Origin of the sequence: Burkholderia sp. BCC1998 (genome assembly GCF_905339875.1) — a bacterium.
Taxonomy (GTDB): Bacteria; Pseudomonadota; Gammaproteobacteria; order Burkholderiales; family Burkholderiaceae; genus Burkholderia.
Genome location: NZ_CAJPHE010000025.1, coordinates 23323 through 47445, shown reverse-complemented (window position 1 = coordinate 47445; position 24123 = coordinate 23323). Strand labels below are relative to the sequence as shown.

At 69.1% G+C, this 24123-nt stretch carries 26 protein-coding genes; 8 read left to right on the top strand and 18 right to left on the bottom strand.

What is annotated here, in order from left to right; genetic code table 11:
* Positions 1-78: 78 nt before the first annotated feature.
* Positions 79-804, bottom strand: coding sequence for a metallophosphoesterase (locus U5A56_RS31290; protein ID WP_321926342.1), 726 nt, complete (start codon positions 802-804; stop codon positions 79-81).
* A gap of 136 nt (positions 805-940) precedes the next feature.
* On the opposite strand from U5A56_RS31290, the gene U5A56_RS31285 reads away from it, so the two are divergent.
* Positions 941-1594, top strand: coding sequence for a DUF1345 domain-containing protein (locus U5A56_RS31285; RefSeq protein WP_044846584.1), 654 nt, complete (start codon positions 941-943; stop codon positions 1592-1594).
* Positions 1595-1808: 214 nt separating this feature from the next.
* Here the strand turns inward: U5A56_RS31285 and U5A56_RS31275 are convergent, their stop codons facing one another.
* Positions 1809-2519: a class I SAM-dependent methyltransferase gene (locus U5A56_RS31275; RefSeq protein WP_321926340.1), complete on the bottom strand. Its 711-nt coding sequence runs from the start codon at positions 2517-2519 to the stop codon at positions 1809-1811.
* Between the two features lie 301 nt (positions 2520-2820).
* On the opposite strand from U5A56_RS31275, the gene U5A56_RS31270 reads away from it, so the two are divergent.
* Positions 2821-4470: a DUF3459 domain-containing protein gene (locus tag U5A56_RS31270; protein ID WP_321926338.1), complete on the top strand. Its 1650-nt coding sequence runs from the start codon at positions 2821-2823 to the stop codon at positions 4468-4470.
* Positions 4471-4507: 37 nt separating this feature from the next.
* Here U5A56_RS31270 and U5A56_RS31265 read toward each other — a convergent pair whose 3' ends face one another.
* The 5 genes from U5A56_RS31265 to U5A56_RS31245 form a co-directional block, all read right to left on the bottom strand.
* Positions 4508-5092: a thiamine phosphate synthase gene (locus U5A56_RS31265; RefSeq protein WP_321926337.1), complete on the bottom strand. Its 585-nt coding sequence runs from the start codon at positions 5090-5092 to the stop codon at positions 4508-4510.
* A 22-nt stretch (positions 5093-5114) separates the two neighbouring features.
* Positions 5115-6455 carry a hemolysin family protein gene (locus U5A56_RS31260; RefSeq protein ID WP_044846581.1) on the bottom strand — a complete coding sequence of 447 codons (1341 nt, stop codon included), beginning with the start codon at positions 6453-6455 and terminating at the stop codon, positions 5115-5117.
* Positions 6456-6531: 76 nt separating this feature from the next.
* A complete protein-coding gene (locus tag U5A56_RS31255) occupies positions 6532-7311 on the bottom strand; it encodes a HAMP domain-containing sensor histidine kinase (protein WP_321926335.1) in 780 nt (259 codons plus the stop codon).
* A gap of 67 nt (positions 7312-7378) precedes the next feature.
* The gene (locus tag U5A56_RS31250; RefSeq protein WP_044846579.1) at positions 7379-8302 is read right to left on the bottom strand and encodes a DMT family transporter; all 924 of its coding nucleotides are present in this window, start codon (positions 8300-8302) and stop codon (positions 7379-7381) included.
* 41 nt (positions 8303-8343) lie between these two features.
* Complete coding sequence (locus U5A56_RS31245) at positions 8344-9201, bottom strand: LysR family transcriptional regulator (RefSeq protein WP_124486442.1); 858 nt, start codon at positions 9199-9201, stop codon at positions 8344-8346.
* A 109-nt stretch (positions 9202-9310) separates the two neighbouring features.
* Here U5A56_RS31245 and U5A56_RS31240 point away from each other — a divergent pair, with 109 nt between their 5' ends.
* The 3 genes from U5A56_RS31240 to U5A56_RS31230 all read left to right on the top strand — a co-directional run bounded on the left by U5A56_RS31240 (position 9311) and on the right by U5A56_RS31230 (position 12359).
* Positions 9311-9694, top strand: coding sequence for a tautomerase family protein (locus U5A56_RS31240; protein ID WP_124571627.1), 384 nt, complete (start codon positions 9311-9313; stop codon positions 9692-9694).
* A gap of 139 nt (positions 9695-9833) precedes the next feature.
* On the top strand, positions 9834-11465 hold the full coding sequence (locus U5A56_RS31235; RefSeq protein ID WP_321926331.1) for a CHAD domain-containing protein: 1632 nt from the start codon (positions 9834-9836) through the stop codon (positions 11463-11465).
* A 48-nt stretch (positions 11466-11513) separates the two neighbouring features.
* Complete coding sequence (locus U5A56_RS31230; RefSeq protein WP_124486439.1) at positions 11514-12359, top strand: TOBE domain-containing protein; 846 nt, start codon at positions 11514-11516, stop codon at positions 12357-12359.
* 182 nt (positions 12360-12541) lie between these two features.
* On the opposite strand, the gene U5A56_RS31225 is transcribed toward U5A56_RS31230, so the two are convergent.
* The 4 genes from U5A56_RS31225 to U5A56_RS31210 all read right to left on the bottom strand — a co-directional run bounded on the left by U5A56_RS31225 (position 12542) and on the right by U5A56_RS31210 (position 15670).
* The gene (locus U5A56_RS31225; protein WP_124486438.1) at positions 12542-13243 is read right to left on the bottom strand and encodes a sulfate/molybdate ABC transporter ATP-binding protein; all 702 of its coding nucleotides are present in this window, start codon (positions 13241-13243) and stop codon (positions 12542-12544) included.
* 106 nt (positions 13244-13349) lie between these two features.
* Complete coding sequence (gene modB / locus U5A56_RS31220) at positions 13350-14027, bottom strand: molybdate ABC transporter permease subunit (protein ID WP_124921428.1); 678 nt, start codon at positions 14025-14027, stop codon at positions 13350-13352.
* A 10-nt stretch (positions 14028-14037) separates the two neighbouring features.
* The gene (modA, locus tag U5A56_RS31215) at positions 14038-14835 is read right to left on the bottom strand and encodes a molybdate ABC transporter substrate-binding protein (protein ID WP_321809776.1); all 798 of its coding nucleotides are present in this window, start codon (positions 14833-14835) and stop codon (positions 14038-14040) included.
* A 136-nt stretch (positions 14836-14971) separates the two neighbouring features.
* Positions 14972-15670 (bottom strand): phosphatase PAP2 family protein, encoded by a 699-nt coding sequence (locus tag U5A56_RS31210; RefSeq protein ID WP_044845257.1) that lies wholly within the window; start codon positions 15668-15670, stop codon positions 14972-14974.
* 248 nt (positions 15671-15918) lie between these two features.
* Between U5A56_RS31210 and U5A56_RS31205 the strand changes: the two genes are divergently transcribed.
* Together U5A56_RS31205 and U5A56_RS31200 are read left to right on the top strand one after the other, a co-directional pair.
* On the top strand, positions 15919-17013 hold the full coding sequence (locus U5A56_RS31205) for a PHB depolymerase family esterase (protein WP_321926328.1): 1095 nt from the start codon (positions 15919-15921) through the stop codon (positions 17011-17013).
* 96 nt (positions 17014-17109) lie between these two features.
* Positions 17110-17286, top strand: coding sequence for a DUF3563 family protein (locus U5A56_RS31200; RefSeq protein ID WP_006753395.1), 177 nt, complete (start codon positions 17110-17112; stop codon positions 17284-17286).
* Between the two features lie 108 nt (positions 17287-17394).
* Here the strand turns inward: U5A56_RS31200 and U5A56_RS31195 are convergent, their stop codons facing one another.
* The 5 genes from U5A56_RS31195 to U5A56_RS31175 all read right to left on the bottom strand — a co-directional run bounded on the left by U5A56_RS31195 (position 17395) and on the right by U5A56_RS31175 (position 20892).
* Positions 17395-17814 carry an organic hydroperoxide resistance protein gene (locus U5A56_RS31195; protein ID WP_040139352.1) on the bottom strand — a complete coding sequence of 140 codons (420 nt, stop codon included), beginning with the start codon at positions 17812-17814 and terminating at the stop codon, positions 17395-17397.
* Between the two features lie 153 nt (positions 17815-17967).
* Complete coding sequence (locus U5A56_RS31190) at positions 17968-18420, bottom strand: MarR family winged helix-turn-helix transcriptional regulator (RefSeq protein ID WP_044845259.1); 453 nt, start codon at positions 18418-18420, stop codon at positions 17968-17970.
* Positions 18421-18578: 158 nt separating this feature from the next.
* Positions 18579-19388, bottom strand: coding sequence for a BPSS1780 family membrane protein (locus tag U5A56_RS31185; protein ID WP_124486434.1), 810 nt, complete (start codon positions 19386-19388; stop codon positions 18579-18581).
* Complete coding sequence (locus U5A56_RS31180; protein ID WP_321926326.1) at positions 19379-20377, bottom strand: homoserine kinase; 999 nt, start codon at positions 20375-20377, stop codon at positions 19379-19381. Before U5A56_RS31180 ends, U5A56_RS31185 begins: the two co-directional genes overlap by 10 nt.
* 107 nt (positions 20378-20484) lie before the next feature.
* Positions 20485-20892, bottom strand: coding sequence for a hypothetical protein (locus U5A56_RS31175; RefSeq protein ID WP_044845262.1), 408 nt, complete (start codon positions 20890-20892; stop codon positions 20485-20487).
* A 140-nt stretch (positions 20893-21032) separates the two neighbouring features.
* Between U5A56_RS31175 and U5A56_RS31170 the strand changes: the two genes are divergently transcribed.
* A complete protein-coding gene (locus U5A56_RS31170; RefSeq protein WP_044845316.1) occupies positions 21033-22559 on the top strand; it encodes an AMP nucleosidase in 1527 nt (508 codons plus the stop codon).
* A 119-nt stretch (positions 22560-22678) separates the two neighbouring features.
* Here U5A56_RS31170 and U5A56_RS31165 read toward each other — a convergent pair whose 3' ends face one another.
* Positions 22679-22969: a hypothetical protein gene (locus U5A56_RS31165; protein WP_044845263.1), complete on the bottom strand. Its 291-nt coding sequence runs from the start codon at positions 22967-22969 to the stop codon at positions 22679-22681.
* 394 nt (positions 22970-23363) lie between these two features.
* Entirely contained in the window at positions 23364-24122 is a 759-nt protein-coding gene (locus U5A56_RS31160; protein WP_044845264.1) for a TIGR00730 family Rossman fold protein, read from the bottom strand.
* Between the last annotated feature and the right edge of the window lies 1 nt (position 24123).

The following is a 24123-nucleotide window of genomic DNA, read 5'->3' as shown; positions in this document are numbered from 1 at the left end:
ACGCGCGCGTGAGCGTGAGTCCGCCGAGCGTTGCCGGCCCGCGGCCTGCGCAGGCCCGTTATCGGCGTGAACGTGGGCCTAAGGCAGCGGCAGGTCGCCCGCATGACGCGCGCGCGCGTCGGCCTGCGTCAGCGACCACGTGTCGCCCGTGCGCGGCTCGACGATCGTCAGGCGTCCCGACGGTGCGAACGCGCCGGTGTCGATGAACCATTGCGCGCCGATGCGCTGCGGCGCACGCACCGGCGTGTGGCCGGTGCAGGTCAGCGACAGGCCGGCCTGCCGGGCCGGGTCGACGAGCCCCTGGACCAGGTCGCGCCCCCAGATCAGCCGCTCGCGCACGTCGGGCGAATAGCTGCCCGCGTCGAGTTCGGCGTCCGGACCGAGGAATTCCGCATGCAGCACGTTGAAGCGCGCGGGGCCGTCGCCGATCACGCGTACGAGCGGCAGCGCGTCGACGCGCGCCGCGTGCGCGTGCAGCCGTTCCGGCGTGAGGTCGGCGCCCCAGTCGCCGCCGATCCCGCGCCACGCATCGTGCGACAGCTTGCCGCGCGCGACGAGGCTCAGCACTTCTTCGTGATTGCCGCGCACCACGTGGCACCACGGGCGGTCGAGCAGCTCGAGCGCGGTTTCGGACGCGGGGCCTCGGTCGACGAGATCGCCGACCGAGAACAGCCGGTCGCGAGCCGGATCGAAGCCGATGTCGTGCAGCAGCGCGCGCAGCACATCCACGCAGCCGTGCAGATCACCGACGACGAAGTCGCGGCCGGCCGCGTTCGCGGGATGGTGGCAGAGGACGGGAGTCATCCCGATATCTTAGGCGCTCACGCCAGTCGCAACGTCATGCAGGAATGGCGATAATCGGGGCGGTACCCGCCGGCGCTGCCCGGCGGGCCGTTCGCACGCGGGCCGAACCCTTTCCATCCGCTTTCGGAATCACACGATGACGCTTTATCCGCAGGTATTACGCAACCGGCCGCGAATGGTCGCCGCCTTCGCCGCGGGCGTGCTGTGCGCGCTGCTGCTGCCGTTGCAGTTGAGACCGACCGCGCGTGCGCTGATCGGCTGGGATTGCACGGTCTGGCTGTATCTCGTGCTGATGTGGGGGCGCATGGTCACCGCACATCACCACCAGGTGCGCGAGATCGCGATCCGCGAGGACGAGAACGCGACGACCGTGCTGACGGTGATCTGCATTGCGACGGTCGCGAGCGTCGCCGCGATCGCGATCGAGCTCGCCACCGCGAAGAACGTCGGCTTTCGTGCCGGGCTCGGCCACTATGCGGTCACGGGCGCGACGCTGTTCGGCGCATGGTTCCTGATCCCGACGATCTTCACGCTGCACTATGCGCGGCTCTATTACGGCTCGCCGAGCAGCGATCGCGCGCTGCGGTTTCCCGACCGCAACCCCGAGCCCGACTACTGGGATTTCCTGTATTTCGCCTTTACGCTCGCGGTCGCGTCGCAGACGGCCGACGTGTCGCTCGCGAATCGCGCCGCGCGTCGCGCGGTGCTCGCGCAGTCGATCCTGTCGTTCTACTTCAACATGGCCGTGCTCGGGCTGTCGATCAACGTCGCGGCAGGGTTGCTGAGCTGACGCGGATGACTTGAGCCGTTCTTACCGATCGCCGCGCTCGAGCTCGGCGGTCGGCGGCCCGCGCGTGGCTCGCTATCGAGACAGCGAGCGATCGGCGGATGCGTGCCGCCGTCGCCACGCGCCATCGCGGCTTCGAGCGGAAAGCGCGTCCGGATGGTGGCCGCGCTGACGCTGCGACTCGCCGCGTCGCCCCGACTCACGCCGCCTCATGCCGTCACGCGCCGCGCCGCACCGCGATCCACGCGCCCCAGAACAGGCTCGAGAAAAAGCGCAGCGGCGCATCGAAGCCCGCATCGTGCAGCAACGCGAAGACGGCTTCCTCGGCAGCGGGCGGATCGGCGCCCTGCAGGATTTTCGCCAGCTGCGCACGCACGGCGTCGGGCGTCGCGCCCTTCATCCGCCAGCGCTGCTGCCACGCGTCGAGCAGGCGAGGGTGCTCCGCATAGCGGCGATAGTTGGCCGCGATCACGAGCGGTGCACCGGGCTTCAGGCGGCGCGCGATCGCATCCAGCAGCGCGGCCTTCGCCGCATCGCCGGGGACGTGATGCAGCACGCCGATCAGCGTCGCGCCGTCGAACGCCGGCGCATCGGGCAGCGCGTCGACGCCGGCCTCGACGAATCGCGTGCGGGCGGCGAACCCCGCCGCTTCGACGTTGGCACGCGCGAGCGCGAGCATCGGCGCGGACGGATCGACGGCCGTGAACTGCCAGCCCGGTTCGAGCGCCGCGGGCACGCAGATTTCCTGCCCCGTGCCGCCTGCGCCCACGACGAGGAGCCGCGCATCGCGTACACCGATCGCCGACGCGAGCATGCACGCGGCGAGTTCGTGGCACGCGTCGTAGCCGGCGAGCGCGATGCGGGATTGTTCGGCGTATTCGTGCGCGCGTGCCGGATCGAACTTCGCGGCGCTGGCGGGGAGCGACATGGAGATTCCTCGAATTCTCGCGCGGGCGGGGTGCCCACGCGCATCGCACCGAGCGTAAGCGCGGGGCCGCGGCGCAACAAGGCGAGCGACCATTCCGGTATGCGGACTACCCGATTCGGCGCGCATCGCGCGCAATCGATGCCGGGGGTCGATTCGCATTTAAAAATGTGAGGATTCGATGCGTCGCGATCGTGAAAGCGGCGCATACTTTTCTTCCCCCCTGCCTGGCCGTCGCATGCCGGGCCCGATGCGCCGCGCGAATCGCGCGGCCATGCCGCTCGGCACGCACGAGGAGCGCATCATGTCAGATTGTCCGCACGATCCGTATGCGCAGCACTACATACACTGCCTGCCGTCCGGCGCGCAGCCCTGCGGCGCGCTCGGCACGTCGCCGCGCACGCATTTCCGCGTGTGGGCGCCGGGCAGTACGCACGTTCAGCTCGAACTCGATACCGGCTACGGCCCGACGCTCGTCCCGATGACGGCGGCCGGTCCGCACTGGTTCGAAGTGTTCGTCGAATGCGGTGCGGGCGCGCGTTACCGTTACCGGCTCGACGATGTCGTGTCGATTCCCGATCCCGCGTCGCGTTCGCAACCGGACGGGCTCAACGGCCCGAGCGAGGTCGTCGATCCGCGCGCGTTCACATGGCGCAACACGTTCTGGCGCGGCCGCCCGTGGGAAGACATCGCGCTGTACGCGATTCGTCCGCACGCGGTGGGCGGCTTCGACGGCGTGCGCCGCCGGTTGCCGCAGCTCGCGCGCCTCGGCGTGACCGCGCTGGAGTTGCTCGCGTCGCCGCACGACAGCCTGCCGTTCGCGCCGCTCGCGTCCGAGGGCGGCCCCGATGCGTTGAAGGCATTGATCGACGCCGCGCACGGCTACGGTCTCGCGGTTCTGCTGGAACTCGATTACGCGCGCTTCGGCAGCGGCACCGACGCACTGCGCCATTACGCGGTGCCGTTCTTCCATACGCGCGACGATCCGCTGCAGGCGGCGCCGCTTGCGCTCGACCATCCGGAAGTCTGCGACTTCTTCTGCGACAACGCGCTGTACTGGATCGACGAATACCGTTGCGACGGCCTGCGGTTGCGCGAGGCCGACCGGATCGGCACGTCGTGGCTGCGCGAGATCGCCGACCGCGTGCGCGCGGCCGTGCCGGCCGACCGGATGATCCACCTCGTGCTCGGCAGCGAGCGTCATCCGGTGCACCTGGCCGATACGCATTTCGATGCGCAGTGGAACGGTTGCGGAGAACGCGCATTGCACCGGCTGACGGGGCGCGACACGTCGGCGCACGAAGGGATTTCGCCCCACCAGTCGATCCACACGCTCGCGCGCGCGCTGACCGCCGCAGGCGCGGCGTTCCAGCCGGCGGCGGCGGGCGACGGCCCGTGCGCCGAAGGGCTGTCGCTCACGTCGCTGGTGCTGTCCGACGGCGCGTGGCGCGACAGCGAACAGCGCGACAGCGAGCAGGCGGCGGGCCTCGCGGCGCTTGCGTTGTCGCTGCTCACGCCGCAGATCCCGCTGATCTTCGACGAAACCGCGCGCGATGTCGATCGCGCGCATTTCGTGCAGTCGGCGCTCGCGGTGCGCGCGAAGCTGATCGCGCCGCGGCTGTCCGATTGCCGGCCGCAGGACGCGCATGCGCTGAAGGCGAGCGGTGACGGCGATGCCGACGCGCTGCTCGCGTCATGGCGGCTCGCCGACGACGAGACGCTGACCATCGCGTTGAACCTGTCGCCCGACGCGGTGCCGTTCGATGCGCCGCGCGGGCAGGTCGTGTTCGAGACGCCGGCACGCGCACGCGACCGGGTCGACGAAGGGGAGTTGCCGCCGTATTCGCTCGTCGCGTGGCTGACGGGCGACGTCAACCGGTACGCGCTGACGCACGACGTGCGTCGGATCGACGACCGCGCATGGCGCGCGATGCGTCCCGTTCCGCACGCGTGATGCCTGGCATGCCGGGCGCTGGCGCGCCCGGCCGCGCTTACCAGAAACCGCGAATGCCCGCGACGCCGTACGCGCCGTGGCGGCGCGCGTCGTCGAGATGCGCGCGCGTCATGCCGCCGAGCGCATAGACCGGCATCGCGGCCTGCGCGGCCAGCGCAGCGAATTGCGTCCAGCCGAGCGTCGGCGCGCCGGGATGGCTGAGCGTCGGCAGCACGGGCGACAACGTAACGAAATCCACGCCCGCGCGCGCGGCCAGCACGAGATCGTCGGCCGCATGGCAGGCGGCCGACATGCGGCGAGCGGCCGGCAGCGGCCGGTGCGCGACGGCGCGCAGCGCGGCGCCGTCGAGATGCCAGCCCGCGCCGTCGAGCCGCATCACGCCGGCCGCGTCGATCGGCCCGTTGAGCATCAGTTGCGCGCCGGCCGCGTCGCAGCGCGCGAGCGCATCGGCGGCCAGCCGTGCGAACGCGGCCGCGTCGAACGACTTCACGCGCAGCTGCACGAGCGTTTCGCCGCGCGCGAGCACGGCCGACAGCGTGTCGAGGAATGCGTGGCAATCGGCGGCCGACGCGGACGCCGGCTCCGGCGTGATCACGCAGCAGCGCGGCAGCGTCGGCGTCATCGCGCGCGGCCCGCGGCGGCCGTCATTCGTCGGCCTCCTTCGCGATCTTCGGATAGACGCGCACCAGCACGATGCGCGGACCGTTCATCTTCTTCACGACGACGTCGAAGCGATCGAACGACACGCGCTGCCCTTCGGTCGGCAGATCGCTGAGCGCGTGAATCACCAGGCCGCCGACCGATTCCGCACGCCCTTCGTCGATGTCGATGCCGAGCGCCTGCTCGAGCGACACGACGGGCAGGCTGCCCTTTCCCATCAGCGTGCCGTCGTCGAGGCGGCTCCAGTCCGCGTCGCCCTGGCGGAACTCGTCGTGGATCTGGCCGACCAGCGCACCGAGCAGGTTGTCGAGCGTCAGGAAGCCGATCGGCTTCTCGCCCTTGTTGCCGACCAGCGCGAAGTGCGGCGCGCCCTTGCGGAAGCGGCGGAACAGTTCCAGCGCCGGCGTGTCGGGCTTCACGTACTGCACCGGGCGCACGTAGTCGGACAGGTCTTCGAGCGCCGCGCCGGCGTGACGCGCGAGCAGCAGGTCCTTCAGGTGGATCAGCCCGCTCACCTGTTCGCGCGACGCATCCTCGAACAGCGGATAGCGGCTGAAGCGGTGCCGCGCGACGATTTCCATGTTGTCGGGCAGCGGCAGGTCGCGGCGCAGGCCGATCATTTCATGCGCCGGCCGCATCAGGTCCGACACCGTCATCGACGAGAAATCGAGCGAGTGCGCAAGCGTGTTCCACTCGTCGTTGGTGTACGTGCCGCGCGCCGGCTGGGCCGCGTTGCCCGCGCTGCGGCGGCTGCGCAGGATCAGCTTCAGCTCGTCGGTCGAGTAGTGCGCATCGCCGCCATGGTCGGCCGACAGGCCCGCGAGCTTCAGCACCGCGTTCGCGCTGGTGTTGAGCACCCAGATCGCCGGATACATCGCCCAGTAGAACGCGTAGAGCGGCAGCGCGACCCACAGGCCGACCTTCTCCGACTGGCGGATCGCCATCGATTTCGGCGCGAGCTCGCCGACCACGATGTGCAGGAACGAGATCAGCGAGAACGCGAACACGAGCGAAATCAGGTGCACGATGCGCTCGGACTGCACGCCGATCAGGTCGAGCAGCGGCCCGATCAGTTCCGCGAACGCCGGTTCGCCGACCCAGCCGAGGCCGAGCGACGCGAGCGTGATGCCGAGCTGGCAGGCGGACAGATACGCGTCGAGCCGGCCGTGCACGATCGCGAGGATGCGCCCGCGCAGGCCGTGCTTGCGGGCAAGTGTCTTGACGCGCGTCGCGCGCAGTTTGACGAGGCCGAATTCGGCTGCGACGAAAAACCCGTTGAGGGCCACCAGGAACAACGCGCCGATGAGCGCGAAGATCTGTAACAAAGAATCGCTCCAGTCATGACAGGCCCAACAGTATAGGGCCGGAAAGGGAAATGTAATGTGTCGGGCGGCCGATGGCTTACACCGGCGCCTCGCAGGGGACGGTGAGCGACAGGGTGACGGCGGCGACGTCGGCGAACGGGGCGTGGGTGAACGAGCCGCCGTGCGCGAGCGCGACACGCTGGCACAGCGCGAGCGCCGCTGCGACGCGCTTCGCGTCGCGCGGGTGCAGCATCTCGCGGCGCGCGAACGGTTCGAATGCATGCGGCAGCGCCGGATCGGCGAGGGCGGCGGCGTTCACGTCGCAGGCGACGTGCGCGACGTACTGCGCGCCGTCACGCGCGCACGTGAACGTCACGCGGCTGCCGGCGGCGCTGGCTTCGACGGCCGTCGTCAGCATCGTCCAGAGCGCCTGCGCGATGCGCTCGCGGTCGGCGGTCAGCGACGGCTCGCCGTCGGGCAGCGTCGCGTCGACGCTCACCTGTCGTGCGTCGGCGAGCGCGCAGCGCACCAGTGCGAGCGTGTCGTCGAGCAGCGGGCGCAGCGCGAACGGCTGTGCGGCGATCGCCAGGGTGCGCGTGGCCGCGCGCGGTGCGTCGAGCACGTCGTCGATCAGCGCGACCTGCTGGTCGATCCCCGCGCGGATGCCCGCGAGCGCGCGTTGCAGGTTCGGGTCGGCGCTGGCGAGCTGGCGCTCGAGCACGTACGCCCAGCTGTGCATCGCGTTCAGCGGGCTGCGCAGGTCGTGCGAAGCGATGGACAGCGCCTGGTCGCGCTGGAACAGCGCGGCCTCGGCGGCATAGTGCGCTGCGCGTTCGCGCAGCAGGTCGGCGGCGGGATCGACGGGAGTGGACGTCACGGGGCTGGCCTGTCGGAAGCGGTTGGCATGAAAAGCACGCGAACCGCCATTATAGGGATCGTGCGTGTCACGCCGGCAGCGCGTCCTCGTCCTTTTTCCGTGCGTCGCCGTTCGGCAGCAACTGGCAGGCGAGCAGGCCGGCGAGCATCAGCGCGCAGCCGACCAGCGCGCGCAGCGTCAGCGTCTCGCCGAGCGCGGCCCAGCCGGCGATGGCCGCGAACACCCCCTCCATGCTGAAGATCACGGCCGCGTGCGCCGGCGCCGCATCGCGCTGCGCGACGACCTGCAGCGTATAGCCGACGCCGACCGACAGCAGCCCGCCGTACAGCAGCGTCGGCAGCGCGCGCTTCAGCATCGCGAGGTTGACCGGCTCGATCGCGAGGCCGGCCGCGAGGCACAGCACGCCGCACGCGACGAATTGCAGGAACGCGAGCACGAGCGGATCGTGCCGCTTCGCGAAATGGCCGACGGTCATCACGTGCGCGGCGATGACCACGGCGCCCGCGAGCTGGAACCAGTCGCCGTAGAGCACCGAGAAATGCTCGTCGATGCTGAGGAAGTACAGGCCGAGCGCCGCGAGCAGCGCGCCGAACCACGTGCCGGCGCCGATCCGGTGGCGGACGAACACGCCCATCAGCGGCACGATCACGACGTACAGCGAGCTGATGAAGCCCGCGTTCGCGACCCGCGTGTACTGCAGGCCGACCTGCTGCAGCGAGATCGACACGGCGAGCAGCACGCCGAGCGCGAGGCCCGGCGCGAACAGGGCCGGCTCGCGGCGAATCGCCGCGAACTGCGCGCGCGAGCCTGCGTTGACCATCAGCAGCGGGAGCAGCACCAGCGCGCCGAGCAGGAAGCGCAGCCCCGTGAACAGGAACGGCCCGATCACGTCGAGGCTCAGTCGTTGCGCGACGAACGCCGAGCCCCAGATCGCGGCGGCGGCGAGCATCAGCAGGTTGGCACGGAGGTGCTTGCGGGCGTCGGGTTTCATCGGAATTCGTCAGGGGATTGCGGGCAGCGGAACCGCGTAGTTTACGCCGAGATTGCAAGGCTGTCGGAAAACCTGCGAAGTGCGGCCGCCGCGCGGGCGTCGCGCACGCGCGAATACAGCACGACCTGCGAATGCGGCAGCGGCGGCAAACCGAATTTCGTGCCGACGTCGACCAGCGTGCGCGGCGCGACCCGCCGGGCCAGCGGACAGACCGCGAGCCCGGCCGCGGCGGCGGCCGTGACCGCCGCGACGCCGCCGCCCGTAAAGCGCTCGCGCCACGGCCGCCCCGCATGCTCGAGCGCACGCAGCGCGGCGGCCCGCACGCCGCACGGCCCGGCCAGCACCGCGAGCGGCAGCGGCTCGCCCGCGCGCGGCGCCCAGTCGGGCGCGGCGAGCCATGCGAGCGGTTCGGTGAACAGCAGCGTGCCGTCGTCGCGCGGCGGATCCTCGCCCGGTTCGTGTCGCACGATCGCCGCGTCGAGCCGCCGTTCGTCGTATTGCGCGAGCAGGCTCGCCGACATGCCCAGATGCATCTCCAGCGACAGCCCGGGATCCTGCCGGTGCAGGCTCGTCAGCACGGCCGGCAGGTCGGGCACCGCGACATGCTCGCTGACCCCGAGCGACAGGCGGTGCGTGCCGGCCGAAATCGCGCCGAGCGCCTGGTCGTGCGCGTCGAGCAGCGCGCGGGCGGCCGGCAGGAAGTTCTCGCCGTCCGCCGCCAGCTTGACGACGCGCGGCGTGCGTGCGAGCAGCGGCTTGCCCAGGTGCGCTTCGAGCCGCTTCAGCTTCAGGCTGACGGCCGATTGCGTGGTGCCGAGCGCGTCGGCGGCGCGCGTGAAACTCGCGAGATCGGCGACCAGCACGAATGCGCGCACCGCATCGAGGTCGAGGACTTTCATTTCAAATCTAAATGAATGAAATATCGGATGATGACTGTTCATTATAGTTCTGCGCGCCTAACCTGACCTTGCGTTTCCGATTCTCAACGTCACCGAAAGGAGCAGGACCATGCCATTCACCCGTATCGCCGTGCGCGAAGGCAAACCGGCCGCCTACCGTGCGGCGCTCGTCGACGGCGTGCACCGCGCGCTGATGCACACGTTCAACGTGCCCGAGGACGACATCTTCATGGTCGTGACCGAGCATTCGGCCGAGAACTTCTTCTTCGGCCGCCACTACCTCGACATCGAACGCAGCGACGATCTGGTGATGGTCCAGATCACGGCGAACAACACGCGCACGCTCGAGCAGAAGCAGGCGCTGTACCGGACCATCGCCGAGAATCTCGCGCGGCAGCCCGGCGTGCGGCCGCAGGACGTCTTCATCAGTCTCGTCGAAGTGCTGAAGGAGGATTGGTCGTTCGGCAACGGCATCGCGCAATACGTCGTCTGATACGTCGTTTGATGCGTGACAGGGGCGACAGGGCCAGATCGTCGCCAACGCATATTGGCCGCGTGTACTATGGAAGCTGCTTCACGGACGACGCCGGCACGGAGGACGTGCCGGCGATTCTTCATGTGCAGGAGCCTCCATGTCGCGTGTGCTGGAAATCGTGTTGTGCCTGTCGCTGGAAGGTTGGCCGGTCAGGGCGGGAAGCCGGGCCCGTGGTGAGCAGCGCGACTTCGGCGCCGAACTCGTCCGTGCGTGGCGGATCTGTCCGCAGGTGCGGATGCGGCGCGGCCAGGAACGCGTGACGATCGAGCCATGCCAGGTCGAGGAAGCCGAGCCGAGCCCCGGCGAGTGCTGGTGGACGTGGATCGAGTCGAACGCGCACGGCCGGCGGGTCGTCGCGTCGCGCACGAAGGCATTCGCGCCCGGCGTCGTGGAGCGCGAACTGTTCGATGCCGAACACGCGGGCATCGCGGTGGCCACGCCCGCATCGGCGCCGATCGCCGATGCGGATGCGCCGCAGGCGACCGGCGAGGGCGACCGCGTGACGCCCGACGCCGTTGCCGAAGCGGCGCTCGCCGCATCGTCCGGGCCGGCGCCGCTGCGGCTCGTCAGCGAGCGGCGGCGCGGGCGCTGGGCGGACGACAGCGGCGTGGTGGTCGAGATGACGCTCGACGACATCATTCTGCACCGTGGCACCGAACCACCGCGCCGCCAGGTCGAGCTGCGCCTCGCGGCGCCCGACTGGGAAACCGTCGCCGCGCGCACGGCCGCGCTGCGCGCGCTGTTCGCCGCCGCGCGCGAGCTCAGCGGCGCATGGCCCGCGTTCGTGCAGCTCACCAGCGTGATCGATCGCGCGTGCGCGGGCGAGCCCGCCGTCGCTCGGCCGGTCAAGGCGCAACTCGTCGACCTGACCGGCATCCGCACGCAGCGGGCCGCGCTGTTCGCGCTGTCCGGCGACATCGCCGCGCAATGGCTCGGCAACGAGGGCGGCGTGCTCGATCGCGACGATCCCGAGTTCGTGCACCAGATGCGCGTCGCGCTGCGCCGGCTGCGCACGCTGATGCGCTTCTTTCCACGCTTCGCGGACGAGCAATGGAAGAACACGTTCGGCGCCGACTTGCGCTGGGTCGCGTCGCTGCTCGGCACGGTGCGCGACTGGGACGTGTTCTCGACCGAAAGCCTGCCCGCGCTGATCGCAGCCGACGGCGGCAGCGCCGACTGGGACGGCACGCTCGACGCCGCGCGCGTCCAGGCGACGGCGGCGCGCGTCGAACTGCGCCAGGCGTTGCATTCGGCGCGCTATGCGCGCCTGACGCTCGGCTGGCTCGAATGGCTGAGCGCGCTCGCGCTGCCGCCGGCCGCCGGCGACGACGACACGCCGTCGCTGCGGCGCCACGCGACCAAGCGCGTGCGGCGGCTGTTCGGTCACCTGTATGCATCGCCGTCGCTCACGTCGCTCGACACGGCCGCGCGGCACCAGGTGCGGATCGACGCGAAGCGGCTGCGCTATGCGCTCGAGTTCTTCGCGTCGCTGGCCTCGCGTCGCACGCGCAACGAAACGGTCAAGACGCTCGCGCGCGTGCAGAGCGTGCTCGGCGAGGCGAACGACACGATCGTCGCGCTGCATCATCTCGAGCAACTGGCGGCGCCCGCGTACCAGCTCGGTTTCGTGCGCGGCTACGGTGCGGCGCTCGAGCAACGCGCCGCGCGCGACGCCGAGGCGCTGCTCGCGAGCCTGCGCCCGCCGAAGCTCGACGGCAAGCCACGTTGAGCGGCGCGCGCTCACTATAATGGCCACCCGTTTTCTTCCGACAGACCGATGAGCGACGCATCGCCTCCTTCCTCTTCCGCCGGGCCGCTCGAACTGGGCGGCGAACTGTGGCTGCGCGCGGGTGAGCAGACGCTCGGCGGCGCCACCCGCATCGCGCTGCTCGCGGCGATCGGCGACACCGGGTCGATCACGCGCGCGGCAAAGGCCGTCGGGCTCAGCTACAAGGCCGCGTGGGAGGCGATCGATACGATGAACAACCTGGCCGGCGAGCCGCTCGTGACGCGCTCGACAGGCGGCAAGGGCGGCGGCGGCACGACGCTGACGCCGCGCGCGACGTCGCTGATCGCCGCGTTCCGCACGATCGAGCGCGAGCATCGCCGCTTCATCGACGCCGCGAGCGCGGCGGTGTCCGGCTTCGACGTCGACTGGGCGCTGATCGGCCGGATCGGGATGAAGACGAGCGCGCGCAACCAGTGGTTCGGCAAGGTCGAGTCGATCGTGCGCGGCACGGTGAACGACGAGGTGACGCTCGTGCTGCCGGGCGGGCAGGCGATCGTCGCGGTGCTGACGCACGAAAGCGCCGACGCGCTCGGCCTGCAGCCGGGCGCGGACGCGTGCGCGCTCGTGAAGGCGTCGTGGGTCGTGCTGGCGGTCGACGACGACGGCGGAGCCGACGCGACCTTGAAGGTGTCCGCACGCAACCAGTTGCACGGGACGGTCGAAACGGTCACGGCGGGCGCGGTGAACAGCGAGGTGACGCTGGCGCTCGACGGTGGCGGGACGCTCACGGCCGTGGTCACGAACGACAGTGTCGGCGCGTTGCAACTCGACGCCGGCCGGCGTGCGATCGCGCTGTTCAAGGCATCGAGCGTGATTCTCGCGGTGACGGGCTGATCGCACGACGGCGGCGCGCGCCGTCCCTGTCGATGACCGTGGGCGGACGCGGCGAAACCGGCGCCGCCCGACATGCAGGAGGCGCCGGTTTCGATCCCCTTTTCAGCTCGTTCCAGCTTGTGCCGCACGTGCGGCTTCTCTCAGGCTCCAACGTGGCCACATGGGCCACCGCCTTCGCGCGATCACGTGACGCGCGTCGGCCACTCGGCGTGCGGCGTTGCGGCCTGCACGCGTCCTTCGCTCAATTGCACGACCTGGTCGCCGAACGCGGCGACGTCGTCGGGATCGTGCGAGATGAGCACCATCGGGATATCGAGCCGCGCCTGCAGTTCGGCGAGCTCGTGGCGCATGCGCTGGCGCAGCGCGCCGTCGAGCGCCGCGAACGGCTCGTCGAGCAGCAGGATGTGCGGCTGCGCGACCAGCGCGCGGGCAAGCGCGACGCGCTGTTTCTGCCCGCCCGACAACTGCGACGGGAATTGCCCGGCGAGCGTGTCGAGTTCGAACGCCTGCAGCCAGTACGCGACTTCGGGCGGCACCGCCTTCGCACGCGGGTTGCGCAGGCCCGGCGTGAGCCCGAACGCGATGTTCTGGCGCACGTTCAGGTGCGGAAACAGCGCATAGTCCTGGAACAGATACGCGACGCGGCGTGCACGGGTCGGCACGTCGATGCCGCGCGCGGAATCGAACAGCGTTTCGCCGTTCAGCGTGATCGTGCCTTCGTCGGGTGACAGCAACCCGGCGATCGCCTGCAGCGTCATGCTCTTGCCGGCGCCGGACGGCCCGAACAGCACGACGCGCTGCGTGCCGGCCGTAAACGACACGTCGAGCGTGAAGCGGCGCTCGGCGTTCGCGTAGGTCTTGCGGATATCGACGGCGACGCTCATGCGGGCCTCCGTCGTGCCGCGCCGTGCGTGCGGGAAACCGCCCGCGCGACGGGGCGGCGGGTTGCCGCGACCGGTGCGGCGCAGCGGTACGGATGCGGCTGGCGCGTCATGTCGGCTGGCTCCGTCCGGCACGCGACGGCACGAGCCAGCCGGTCGCGAGCAGCACGAGCACGCAGGTGATCGACGTCACCAGCACGAGGAAATTGGCCGTGCTGTCGTCGCCGGCCTGCACCGCCGCATAGATCGCGACCGACAGCGTCTGCGTGCGGCCGGGCAGGTTGCCCGCGATCATCAGCGTCGCGCCGAATTCGCCGAGCGCGCGCGCGAAGGCAAGCAGCGCGCCGGCCAGGATGCCGCGCGTGGCGAGCGGCAGCGTCACGCGGAAGAACACCGCGGCTTCGCCGAGCCCGAGCGTGCGTGCCGCGCGCTCGAGATGCGGGTCGACGCTTTCGAACGCGGCGCGTGCCGATTTCAGGATCAGCGGAAACGCGACGACCATCGACGCGATCACCGCGCCCTGCCACGTGAAGACGAGTTCGATGCCGAGCGTGTCGAGCCACGCGCCGAACACGCCGTGCCGGCCGAGCAGCACGAGCAGGTAATAGCCGAGCACCGTCGGCGGCAGCACGAGCGGCAGCGTCAGCAGCGAATCGACCACGTCGCGCAGCGGCGAGCGCCAGCGCGCGAGCACGAAGGCGGCGGCGACGCCGAGCACGATGTCGAGCGCGGTCGCCCAGCCGGCGACCTTCAGCGACAACAGCAGCGGTACCCAGGCGTCCTGCATCATGCTGCGCTCACTTGCCCGCGGGCTTGAAACCGAACGTCGCCAGCACGGCCTGGCCCTGCGGCGACGCGACGAAGTCGATGAACGACTGCGCCTGCGCGGCATGGCGGCTGTCCTTGACCACCGCGATCGGATAGGTGATGGCCGTCTGCGTCGGCACGGTCAGCGCGACCTTCACGCGGCCCGGCATGATCGCCGCGTCGGTGCCGAACACGAAGCCCGCGTCGACTTCGCCGCGCGCGACGTAATCGAGGCTCTGGCGCACGTTGGCGGCCAGCACACCCTTCGCGCTGACGGCGTCCCACACGCCTGCCGCGCGCAGCGCGCCTTCGGTGTAGCGGCCGACCGGCACCGACGCCGGGTCGCCGTACGCGATGCGCTTCACGCCGGGCGCCGTCAGGTCGTTCAGCGACGTCGGCGCGGCCGCACGGCTGTCCGCCGGCACGATCAGCACGAGCGAGTTCGCCGCGAAATCGCGGCGCGTGCCCGGCACGATGACCTTTTCGCTGACCGCGCGATCCATCGCCTTCTGGTCGGCCGAGGCGAACACGTCGGCCGGTGCGCCCTTGGCGATCTGCTGCATCAGCACGTCCGACGCGCCGAAGTTGAACAGCACCTTGGTGTCCGGATGTTGCTTCTGGAACGCATCGCCGACGGCCTTGAACGCGTTCGTCAGGCTCGCGGCCGCCGACACGACCAGCTCGTCGGCAGCGCAAGCCGGCGCGCTGAACGCGATGCCCGCGGCAAGCGCGGCGAGCGGCAGCAGGCGGAGCAGGGTGCGGCGAAGCGGGCGGACGGTCGAGCGCATGGTCGGGGCGTTTGAGTGGTTGGAAACCGTAATCGTAATATAGGGCGGGTTATAACGCTCGACATACCGCTAATGCGACGGCGCGCATGACGATCTTCAGACTTGAAAGGCGACCGGATGACGTGCGTGCGGCCCGTCACGCGTGCAGCAGCGGCTGCGACGAATCGGTGCGCTGCAGCGACGACGGCTGCGATGCCGGCCGGTAGTTCGGATTCGCTTTCCAGCGGGCGCGGACGAACGGCCGCTCGTGCCCCGACAGCTCCAGCGCGACCCTGGTGACCCAGCGGTGCGACGGCACCGTGATGCCGTGCAGTGCGACGGTGACGAGCGCGAGGCTCGCGACGACCGCCGCCACCGACCAGCGGTGCGGCACCGCGTGCCACGAGCCGGCGATGAACGCCAGCGCGGCGATCGCGCCGACGATGCAGCCGGTGATCGATTCGGACGGCGAATGCGCGTCAAGCGCGACGCGCGACACGCCGACCGCGATGCCGGCCGCGAGGCCGAGCGCGATGCCGGCGATCCGCACCGGCGTGCGCGTGCGGATCAGCGCGAGGAAGATCGCGACGGGATAGACCGACGTCGACAGCATCGCGTGGCCGCTGAATCCCGTGAAGTCCCACGCGCGGATGCCGATGCCCCAGCCGAGGAAGGCGATCTTCGTGAGCGCGACGACCCCGATCGCGGCCGCGAGCACGCCGAGCCACGCGGCCGCGCGCTGCCACGAGTAGCCGAGCGCGAGCCATACGGCGATCGTGATCGCGAGCGGCAAGGTCAGGCCGGCGCCACCGAACGCGGTGATCGTGATCCACAGGTGAGAGGGCAGGTCGAACATCGGGAGGGGAACGAGCAGGGGCGGGACGAATGCTTAAATCAACGCGCGAGCCGGGAAGAACGACTACAACGGATACAAGCGGCCAAACCCCAGTATAGCGCCGCGTGTGTTCGAGGCCCGTTTTTTGCGCCGAGGGGAACTCTCCGCGCGCAGGAAAAATCCCAGAAACAATGTTATGGTGCATTGCACAAAGTCGAATGATGCACCCCGTGTCGTATCCCTATTTTTCCTGACTGCGAGCCCGATTGATGACCAAAAGTCTGACGAAGGTATGGCTAGGCGGCATGAAACGAATGCTGTCTCCGGCCGCCAAACGCGCGGCGCGCGAGGCCCAGCGGATCGCGCGCGATACGCTCGAGGCCGCCGCATCGCCCGCCGCAACCGATCTGTCCCCGCCACGCGAGTCGCGCGTGCGGCCGCGCGCGGCCGCCTGGGCGGCCGGCGAGTGGACGCGCGGCGAGCATCCGATGGCGCCCGCGCTGGGCCGCCTGGTCCAGCAGCTCGCTTACGGCCTGTACGTTCCGCCTGGCCGGCGGCGCGGCGCGATACCGCTGGTCGTGATGCTGCACGGCTGCCAGCAATCGGTCGACGAGTTCGCGCAGGGCACCCGGATGAACCTGCTGGCCGACAAGTACGGTTTCGCGGTGCTGTATCCGGAGCAGTCGCTGCGGGCGCATGCGCACGGCTGCTGGCACTGGTATGAAGACACCGACCGCGCGGGCCGCGGCGAGGCGGATGCGGTCGTGTCGCTCGTCGATGCGCTCGTCGACGAGCACGGCTTCGATGCATCGCGCGTCTACGTCGCCGGGCTGTCGGCCGGCGCGGGCCTGGCGGCGCTGCTCGCACTGCATCACCCGGACCGCTTCGCGGCGGTCGCGCTGCATTCGGGCCCCGCGCTCGGCGAGGCGAATTCCGGGATCAGCGCGATGGACGTGATGCGGCGCGGCCTGCGGCAGAACCCGGCTGCGGTGGTCGACACGCTGGTCGACACCGGGGCATATCCGGGCATGCCCGTGCTGATCGTGCAGGGCGACGGCGACCATGTCGTCGCGCCGAAGAATGCGGACCAGCTGACGGTGCAGTTCATGCGCCTGAACGGGCTCGCGGACAGCCGCGGCGCACTGCGCGGCGGCGAGCGGGTGGAGACGCGCGAGGCCGGCGCGCAGATCACCGACGTGCGTCGCGACGGCGAGTCGATCGTGCGGCTCTGTCACGTGAAAGGGCTCGATCATGCATGGTCGGGCGGCGACGAGGCGGTGCCGTTCCACGCGGCGGTCGGCCCCGATGCGAGCGCAATGATCTGGACCTTTTTCGAAGAGAATCGCCGCACTGTGGCGACCTGACGACGCACCTTCCGATCGATGCTGGCCAAAGGCTAGGGTTTTCCCTATAATTCGGGAAAACCCTAGTCAAAGAACCTCTGGATTGCGAGATCGACCATGTACCTGCTGAGCCACCTCTTCCTGATGCTGACCAAGAACGCTGAAAAGGCCGCGAAAGAGCGCGCCGACGCGTACCTTTCCGAAGCAACCGACATCTACGATCTCGAATTCCGCATGCGCAAGATCGATCGCGAAGCGGCGATGAACCGTCCGTTCTCGTTCGGCTCGCGTTAAGCAGCGCAGCGGGGGCCGGCATGTCAGCCGGTCCGGCGAATCACGCAAAAGGGCGTGTGCGGCAAGCAGCCGCACACGCCCTTTTTGCATTCGACGTCGTGCGTCGCGTCAGACGACCGTCAGGCGCACCGGCACGTTGTTGCGGGTCGCGTTCGAGTACGGGCACACGTGGTGCGCCTTGTCGACCAGCGCCTGTGCATCGGCCTTGTCGAGCCCCGGCAGCGACACGCGCAGTTCGATGTCGAGCCCGAAGCCGCCTGCGTCGTTCGGGCCGATGCCCACTTCCGCGGTCACTTGCGTGTCGGCCGGCAGCGTCTGCTTGTTCTGGCCCGCGACGAATTTCATCGCGCTGAGGAAACAGGCCGAGTAACCTGCGGCAAACAGCTGTTCCGGGTTCGTGCCCTCCGCGCCCGTGCCGCCGAGTTCGCGCGGCGCGGCCAGCTTCACTTCCAGCCTGTTGTCGGCGGATACCGCGCGGCCGTCGCGGCCGCCCGTGCTCGTGGCGCTGGTCTTGTACAGAATGTTCATGGTGCAGCTCCTGTCGGAAGAATGGGAGGAAGCGGTCCGGTCGGACGGGTGTCGCCGGCCACGAGGAAAATATAGAACACAAATGATTTGTGTGCAAATGAAATTTTGAAGAAAAGGCCCGGCAGTGCCGGGCCGTTTGCGATCGCGGGTTCGTCAGCCTTCGTTCGCGGCCGACAGCGCGTGGCGCAACTGCTGGAGATCCGCGCGCAGCCTGACCAGGAACTCGGGCGTTTGCTGCATCGCGCAAAAGAGATCGGCGGGCACCGAGCGCGCCTTGTCCTTCAGCGCGCGGCCTTCCGTTGTCAAGCGCACGTTGACGATGCGCTCGTCGGTGACGCTGCGCACGCGTTCGACGTAGCCGAGCGCCTCGAGCCGCTTCAGCAGCGGCGTGACGGTGGCCGGATCGAGGTCGAGGCGGGCGGCGATGTCCTTTACGGCGATGTCGTCGCGCTCCCACAGCACGAGCATCGCCAGATATTGGGGATAGGTCAGCGACAGCTTGTCGAGCAGCGGTTTGTACGCCTTCGTCATCGCATGCGATGTCGAGTAGAGCGCGAAGCACAGTTGCTCGTCGAGCGTCTGGGGCAGCGGGGGCAGGCGGTCCATGATTCGGGCGGCGCGGCGGACGCGCTAACGATTTGTACGCAAATTATTTTGCGCGCAAAAGATTCGGTTGAACAGGGGTGGGGCGTGGCGCGGAGGACCCGCGCCGGGCTGGCCGGGAGGGGGATGGACGGCCGGCGGCGGGCGCCGGCCGAACGGCGTCAGCGGCCGGTGGTGGGCGTCGCCGCGCCCGGTTCCTGCACGCCGAAGCAGCCGCGATAGGTCGCGTAGAACGAGCAGTACATCATCGTGACGATGAGGATCGTCACCGGCATCATGATCGTCAGCACATAGGCGCCGGCGCCGAGCGCCTGCAGCAGCAGCGACAGGCCGAACGACGTGCCGAGCGCGACGCCGAACCACAGCAGCCCGTACACGACGAATGCGCCGCGATTGCGCCAGCAGCTGACGATGCTGAAGAACAGCGCCTTGGCGGGCGGAATGTCGTGCCACGCAGTGAGCACCGGCGCGAACCAGAACAGCATCGCGACCGGCGCGTAGAGCAGCGTCGCCAGCAGCAGCGCGCCGAGCGTGCCTTGCGCGGCGAGCGTTTCCGGCGTCGGACTCGCTTCGTTCGTGGCGCCGAGCATCATCTGGAGCAGCCCACCGCCGTCCACGAGGGACGACGCGGCGAACACCAGCACCATCAGCGCGACATAGACCACGCCGAGCACGAGCAGCCGCTGCGTCGTCGCGGTGCCGTACGAGCGGAAGCCGTCGATGAGGATCGTCGGCATCACCGGCTTGCCGGCCACCGTGTCGCGGCATGCGGCCATGAAGCCGACCGCGATGCCGGGGATGAACAGCAGCGGCAGCGCCGCGCCGATCACCGGCACCATCGACACCAGCGTGATCGCCAGCAGGTACGTGAAAAACAGCGTGATGAACGCGAGCGGGTTCCGGCGGAACAGCCAGATGCCTTGACGGAACCAGACATAGCCCGCTTTCGCGGGCACTTCGATCAGTTGCATGCGGTATGGGTCTCGGGAAGCGCGGGCGTGTGGGCGATACGCTCACGCAGGATGCGTTCGAAATGACCGGGATCGTGCGGTTTGAGCATTTCGGCCGCGCGCGGCAGGTAGAAGTCGTACAGGCGCGACACCCAGAAGCGGTACGCGCCCGCGCGCAGCATGTCGCTCCAGTGGCGGCGCTCCTCGGCCGTGAACGGCCGGACCGTCTGGTAGGCGCGCACCAGCGCATCGGCGCGCGCGACGTCGAGCACGCCCGTCGCGAGGTCGACGCACCAGTCGTTGACGGTGACCGCGACGTCGAACAGCCATTTGTCGCAGCCCGCGAAATAGAAATCGAAGAAGCCGCCGAGCCGTACGTCATGACCGGTGCCGGGCGCCGCGTGCGCGAACAGCACGTTGTCGCGGAACAGGTCGCAGTGGCACGGGCCGCCCGGCAGCGCCGCGTAGTCGTCCGACGAGAAGAACGCGGCCTGGTGCGCGAGTTCGTCCTCGAGCAGCGTGCGCTGCGCGTCGGAAACGAACGGGACGATCGCCGGCACGTTCTCCTGCCACCACGGCAGGCTGCGCAGGTTCGGCTGGTGACGCGCATAGTCGCGCCCCGCGAGGTGCAGGCGCGCGAGCATCTGCCCGACCTCGATGCAGTGTTCGACCCCCGGCGCGAGTTCGGCGGCGCCGTCGAGCTTCGTGACGATCGCCGCCGGCTTGCCGTGCAGCTCGCCGAACAGTGCGCCGTCGTCGCGCGGGACCGGATCCGGCACCGGCACGCCGTGGCTCGCCAGATGGCGCATCAGGTCGAGGTAGAACGGCAGCTGTTCCGCCGTCAGCTTTTCGAAGATCGTCAGGACGTATTCGCCGCGCGTCGTCGTCAGGAAGAAGTTGCTGTTCTCGATGCCGGACGGAATGCCGCGGAACGCCAGCACGTCGCCCAGTTCGTAGTGGCGCATCCATTGCGCGAGATCGGAGTCGGAAACAGCGGTGAAAACGGCCATGCGAGATGCGTCTGGTCAGTTGTCGGCACGCGCGCGGCGTGCGGCGCGACAGGAGGTGAAGGGAATGCCGGCGCGCCGCGTCGGGACCGACGCGGCGCGGCAGGAAATCAGTAGCGCAGGTTGACCGACGGCAGGCGCGTGATCGGGACGCCCGCGTCGTGCGGCTTCGGCGACGTGTCGAGCGTCGAGCTCATCTGGTAGCGCGTGCCGAAGTTCGACTTCACGTCGATCTCGACCGGCTTGCCGCGATCGCGATACTCGGTGACCTCGGTGCCGCTCTTGCTCTTGGCATGGAAGCTCGGCGTGCGGCGGATGTCGGCGAAGTCGACTTTCGACGTGACTTCGGCGCCCGGCCGGTTGATCTTGCGGAGATCGGGCAGGCCGGCGGCCTCGTTGGCCTCGGCCCGGGCCTGCGCGTCGGCGTCGGGCGTGCCGCCGGCGGCGTAAGCGGCGCCGGCAGCGGCAAACGTGCCCGCGAACACGGCGGCAGCGGCGACGAGAATGAGCGGCTTCATGATGAGTCTCCAGTGAACCTTCCGATTTTAGCAAATACTGCGCGCGGCCCGGCCCTCGCGTGCAAGCGGCGTGCAAGCGGGCGGCCATGAGCGTGACCGGGTTCCGTGGTAATGTCGTCCGATCAGACGAGGTGATGAAAATGAAGAACGATTTGAGCCGCCGGCATCGGGTGCTGACGCCCGAGAGTCCGCCCGTCGAAGCATTCGACGATTCCGTCGCCGCCGTCGCGCGGCTGTCGGCCATCTACGACACCAACACGGGCTTCCTGCGCGATGCCTTCGCGCGTTATCGCCGCCACGAACCGATCACCGAGCACGTGCGTGCGTGCTATCCGTTCGTGCGGATTCGTACCGACGTCAACACGCACGTCGATTCGCGCCGTTCGTACGGTTTCGTCGCGGGTCCGGGCGTGTTCGAGACGACCGTCACGCGCCCCGACCTGTTCGCGAACTACTATCGCGAGCAACTGCGCCTGCTGTCGAAGAACCACCATGTGAAGATCGAGATCGGCGTCTCGTCGCAGCCGATTCCGGTTCACTTCGCGTTTCCCGAAGGCATCCACCTCGAAGGCGAGCTCGACCGCGACCGCCTGCTCGCGATGCGCGACATCTTCGACACGCCCGACCTGTCGTACCTCGACGACCGCATCGTCAACGGCACGTTCGAGCCGGCGCCCGGCGAGCCGCATCCGCTTGCGCTGTTCACCGCCGCGCGCGTCGACTTCTCGCTGCACCGGCTGCGTCACTACACGGCGACGTCGCCCACGCACTTCCAGAACTACGTGCTCTACACGAACTACCAGTTCTACATCGACGAATTCGTGAAGCTCGGCCGCACGATGATGACGGAAAGCGACGATCCCGAGGTGCGCGCGTACCGCAGCCAGTACAGCGCGTTCGTCGAGCCGGGCGACGTCATCACGTACAACGCGAACCTCGGCAGCGAGCCGGCCGAGGGCGCCGCACCGCCGCGGCTGCCGCAGATGCCCGCGTATCACCTGAAGCGCGCGGACGGCAGCGGGATCACGATGGTCAACATCGGTGTCGGCCCGTCGAACGCGAAGACGATCACCGATCACATCGCGGTGCTGCGTCCGCACGCGTGGGTGATGCTCGGCCACTGCGCCGGCCTGCGCAACACGCAGCGCCTCGGCGACTACGTGCTCGCGCACGGTTACGTGCGCGAGGATCACGTGCTGGATGCGGACCTGCCGCTGTGGGTGCCGATCCCGGCGCTCGCCGAAGTGCAGCTCGCGCTCGAGCGCGGCGTGGCCGAGGTCACCCGTCTCGAAGGCGCCGAACTGAAGCGCGTGATGCGCACGGGCACGGTCGCGAGCGTCGACAACCGCAACTGGGAGCTGCGCGATCACCGCGAACCCGTGCAGCGGCTGTCGCAGAGCCGTGCGATCGCGCTCGACATGGAAAGCGCGACGATCGCCGCGAACGGGTTCCGGTTCCGCGTGCCGTACGGCACGCTGCTGTGCGTGTCCGACAAGCCGCTGCACGGCGAGCTGAAGCTGCCGGGCATGGCCGACACGTTCTATCGCGGGCAGGTCGACCAGCATCTGCAGATCGGCGTGAAGGCGATGGAGATCCTGCGCACGAACGGGCTCGACAAGCTGCATAGCCGGAAGCTGCGGAGCTTCGCGGAAGTGGCGTTTCAGTGATGTGAACGCCGCGCAAGCCGCGGGCGTAACGACAAAGGCCGCACGCGAACTTTCGTTCCCGTGCGGCCTTGTTCTTTGTCCTGCAGTGCGCGAGCCCGATCGAACCCGCGCTCGGATGCTCAGCACTCGCCCTTCTTCGCGTGTCCCGGCGGGCAGTGGTAGCCGCCGTGACCATGATGGCGCTCGTGATCTTCCCACTCGCGGCGTTCCCAGTAGCGGCGGCCGTCCCAGTAACGATCGCCGTGCCAGCCGACGATGACCGCGGGCGCCGGTGCGACCACGACAGGCGCGGGCGCGACGACGACCGGCGCGGGCGTGCCGATGTTGACGTCGACGTTGACGGCGTGGGCGAGGCCGGACAGCGAAACACCGAGGCCGGCGAAGGCGAGGGCGATCAGCGAACGTTTCATGTTGTTTTCCGTGATGTCGTTGTCAAAAGGCCGGCGCGACGCGATGGACGCGAGGGGGGATCGTTCCACCGGGGGGACGCCACGCCGACAAGAGGCAGTGTGCGGGCGCCGCACGGAAAATGCGAGCGGCATTTGTTACGGCAGATTGACGTCAGGCCGGCCGGCTGGACCGATGGCCGGCAGCGTGATTTGACAATGGTCGGTCGCGGGCGTGGCACGCGTCGAATGCGTTGTGCGGCACCGGCCGCCCGAATTTGACATTCGACGGTGCGCGGCTGCGTTGCGGGATTAACGCGGCGTTACAAAATGACGCGCGGCAGGTGGCGGAATCGCCATGCCTGCCGCGCGGGAAGCGGGATGCCGGCCGTGAAGGCCGGCCATCGAGCCGATCGAATTACAGATAGAACATGCGGTCTTCTTCGGGCCGCGGCGGATGATCGTCGCCGTCCGCGCCTTCTTCCTCGCCGCTGTCCTCGTAGAACGCGAGCACGGCGTCGAGCACCTGGTCGGGATCGTCGATCACCTGCATCAGGTCCATGTCTTCCGGATTGATGAGGCCGTTCGGGATCAACTGGTCGCGGAACCATTGCAGCAGCCCCTGCCAGAACGTGCTGCCGACGAGAATGATCGGCACGAGGCGCGACTTCTTCGTCTGGATCAGCGTGAGCACTTCGGACAGTTCGTCGAGCGTGCCGAAGCCGCCCGGCATCACGATCACCGCGTCGGAGTTCTTCACGAACGTGACCTTGCGCGTGAAGAAGTGGCGGAAGCGCAGCGAGATGTCCTGGTAGTGGTTGCCGGCCTGCTCGTGCGGCAGCTCGATGTTCAGGCCGACCGACGGCGCCTTGCCGGCGTGCGCGCCCTTGTTCGCGGCTTCCATGATGCCGGGGCCGCCGCCGGAGATCACCGCGAAGCCGGCGTCGGACAGCTTGCGCGCGATCTGCACGGCCAACTTGTAGTGCGGCGTATCGGGCTTCAGACGGGCAGAACCGTAGATGCTGACGGCCGGGCGGATCTCCGACAGGTACTCGGTCGCCTCGATAAACTCTGCCATAATCGTGAACATCTGCCACGATGCGCGCGCCTTCTTGGCCGTCGCGCGTTCTTGATCTGCGAGCGAACGCAGACTCGGAATCACTTTTCTCTTGTTCATA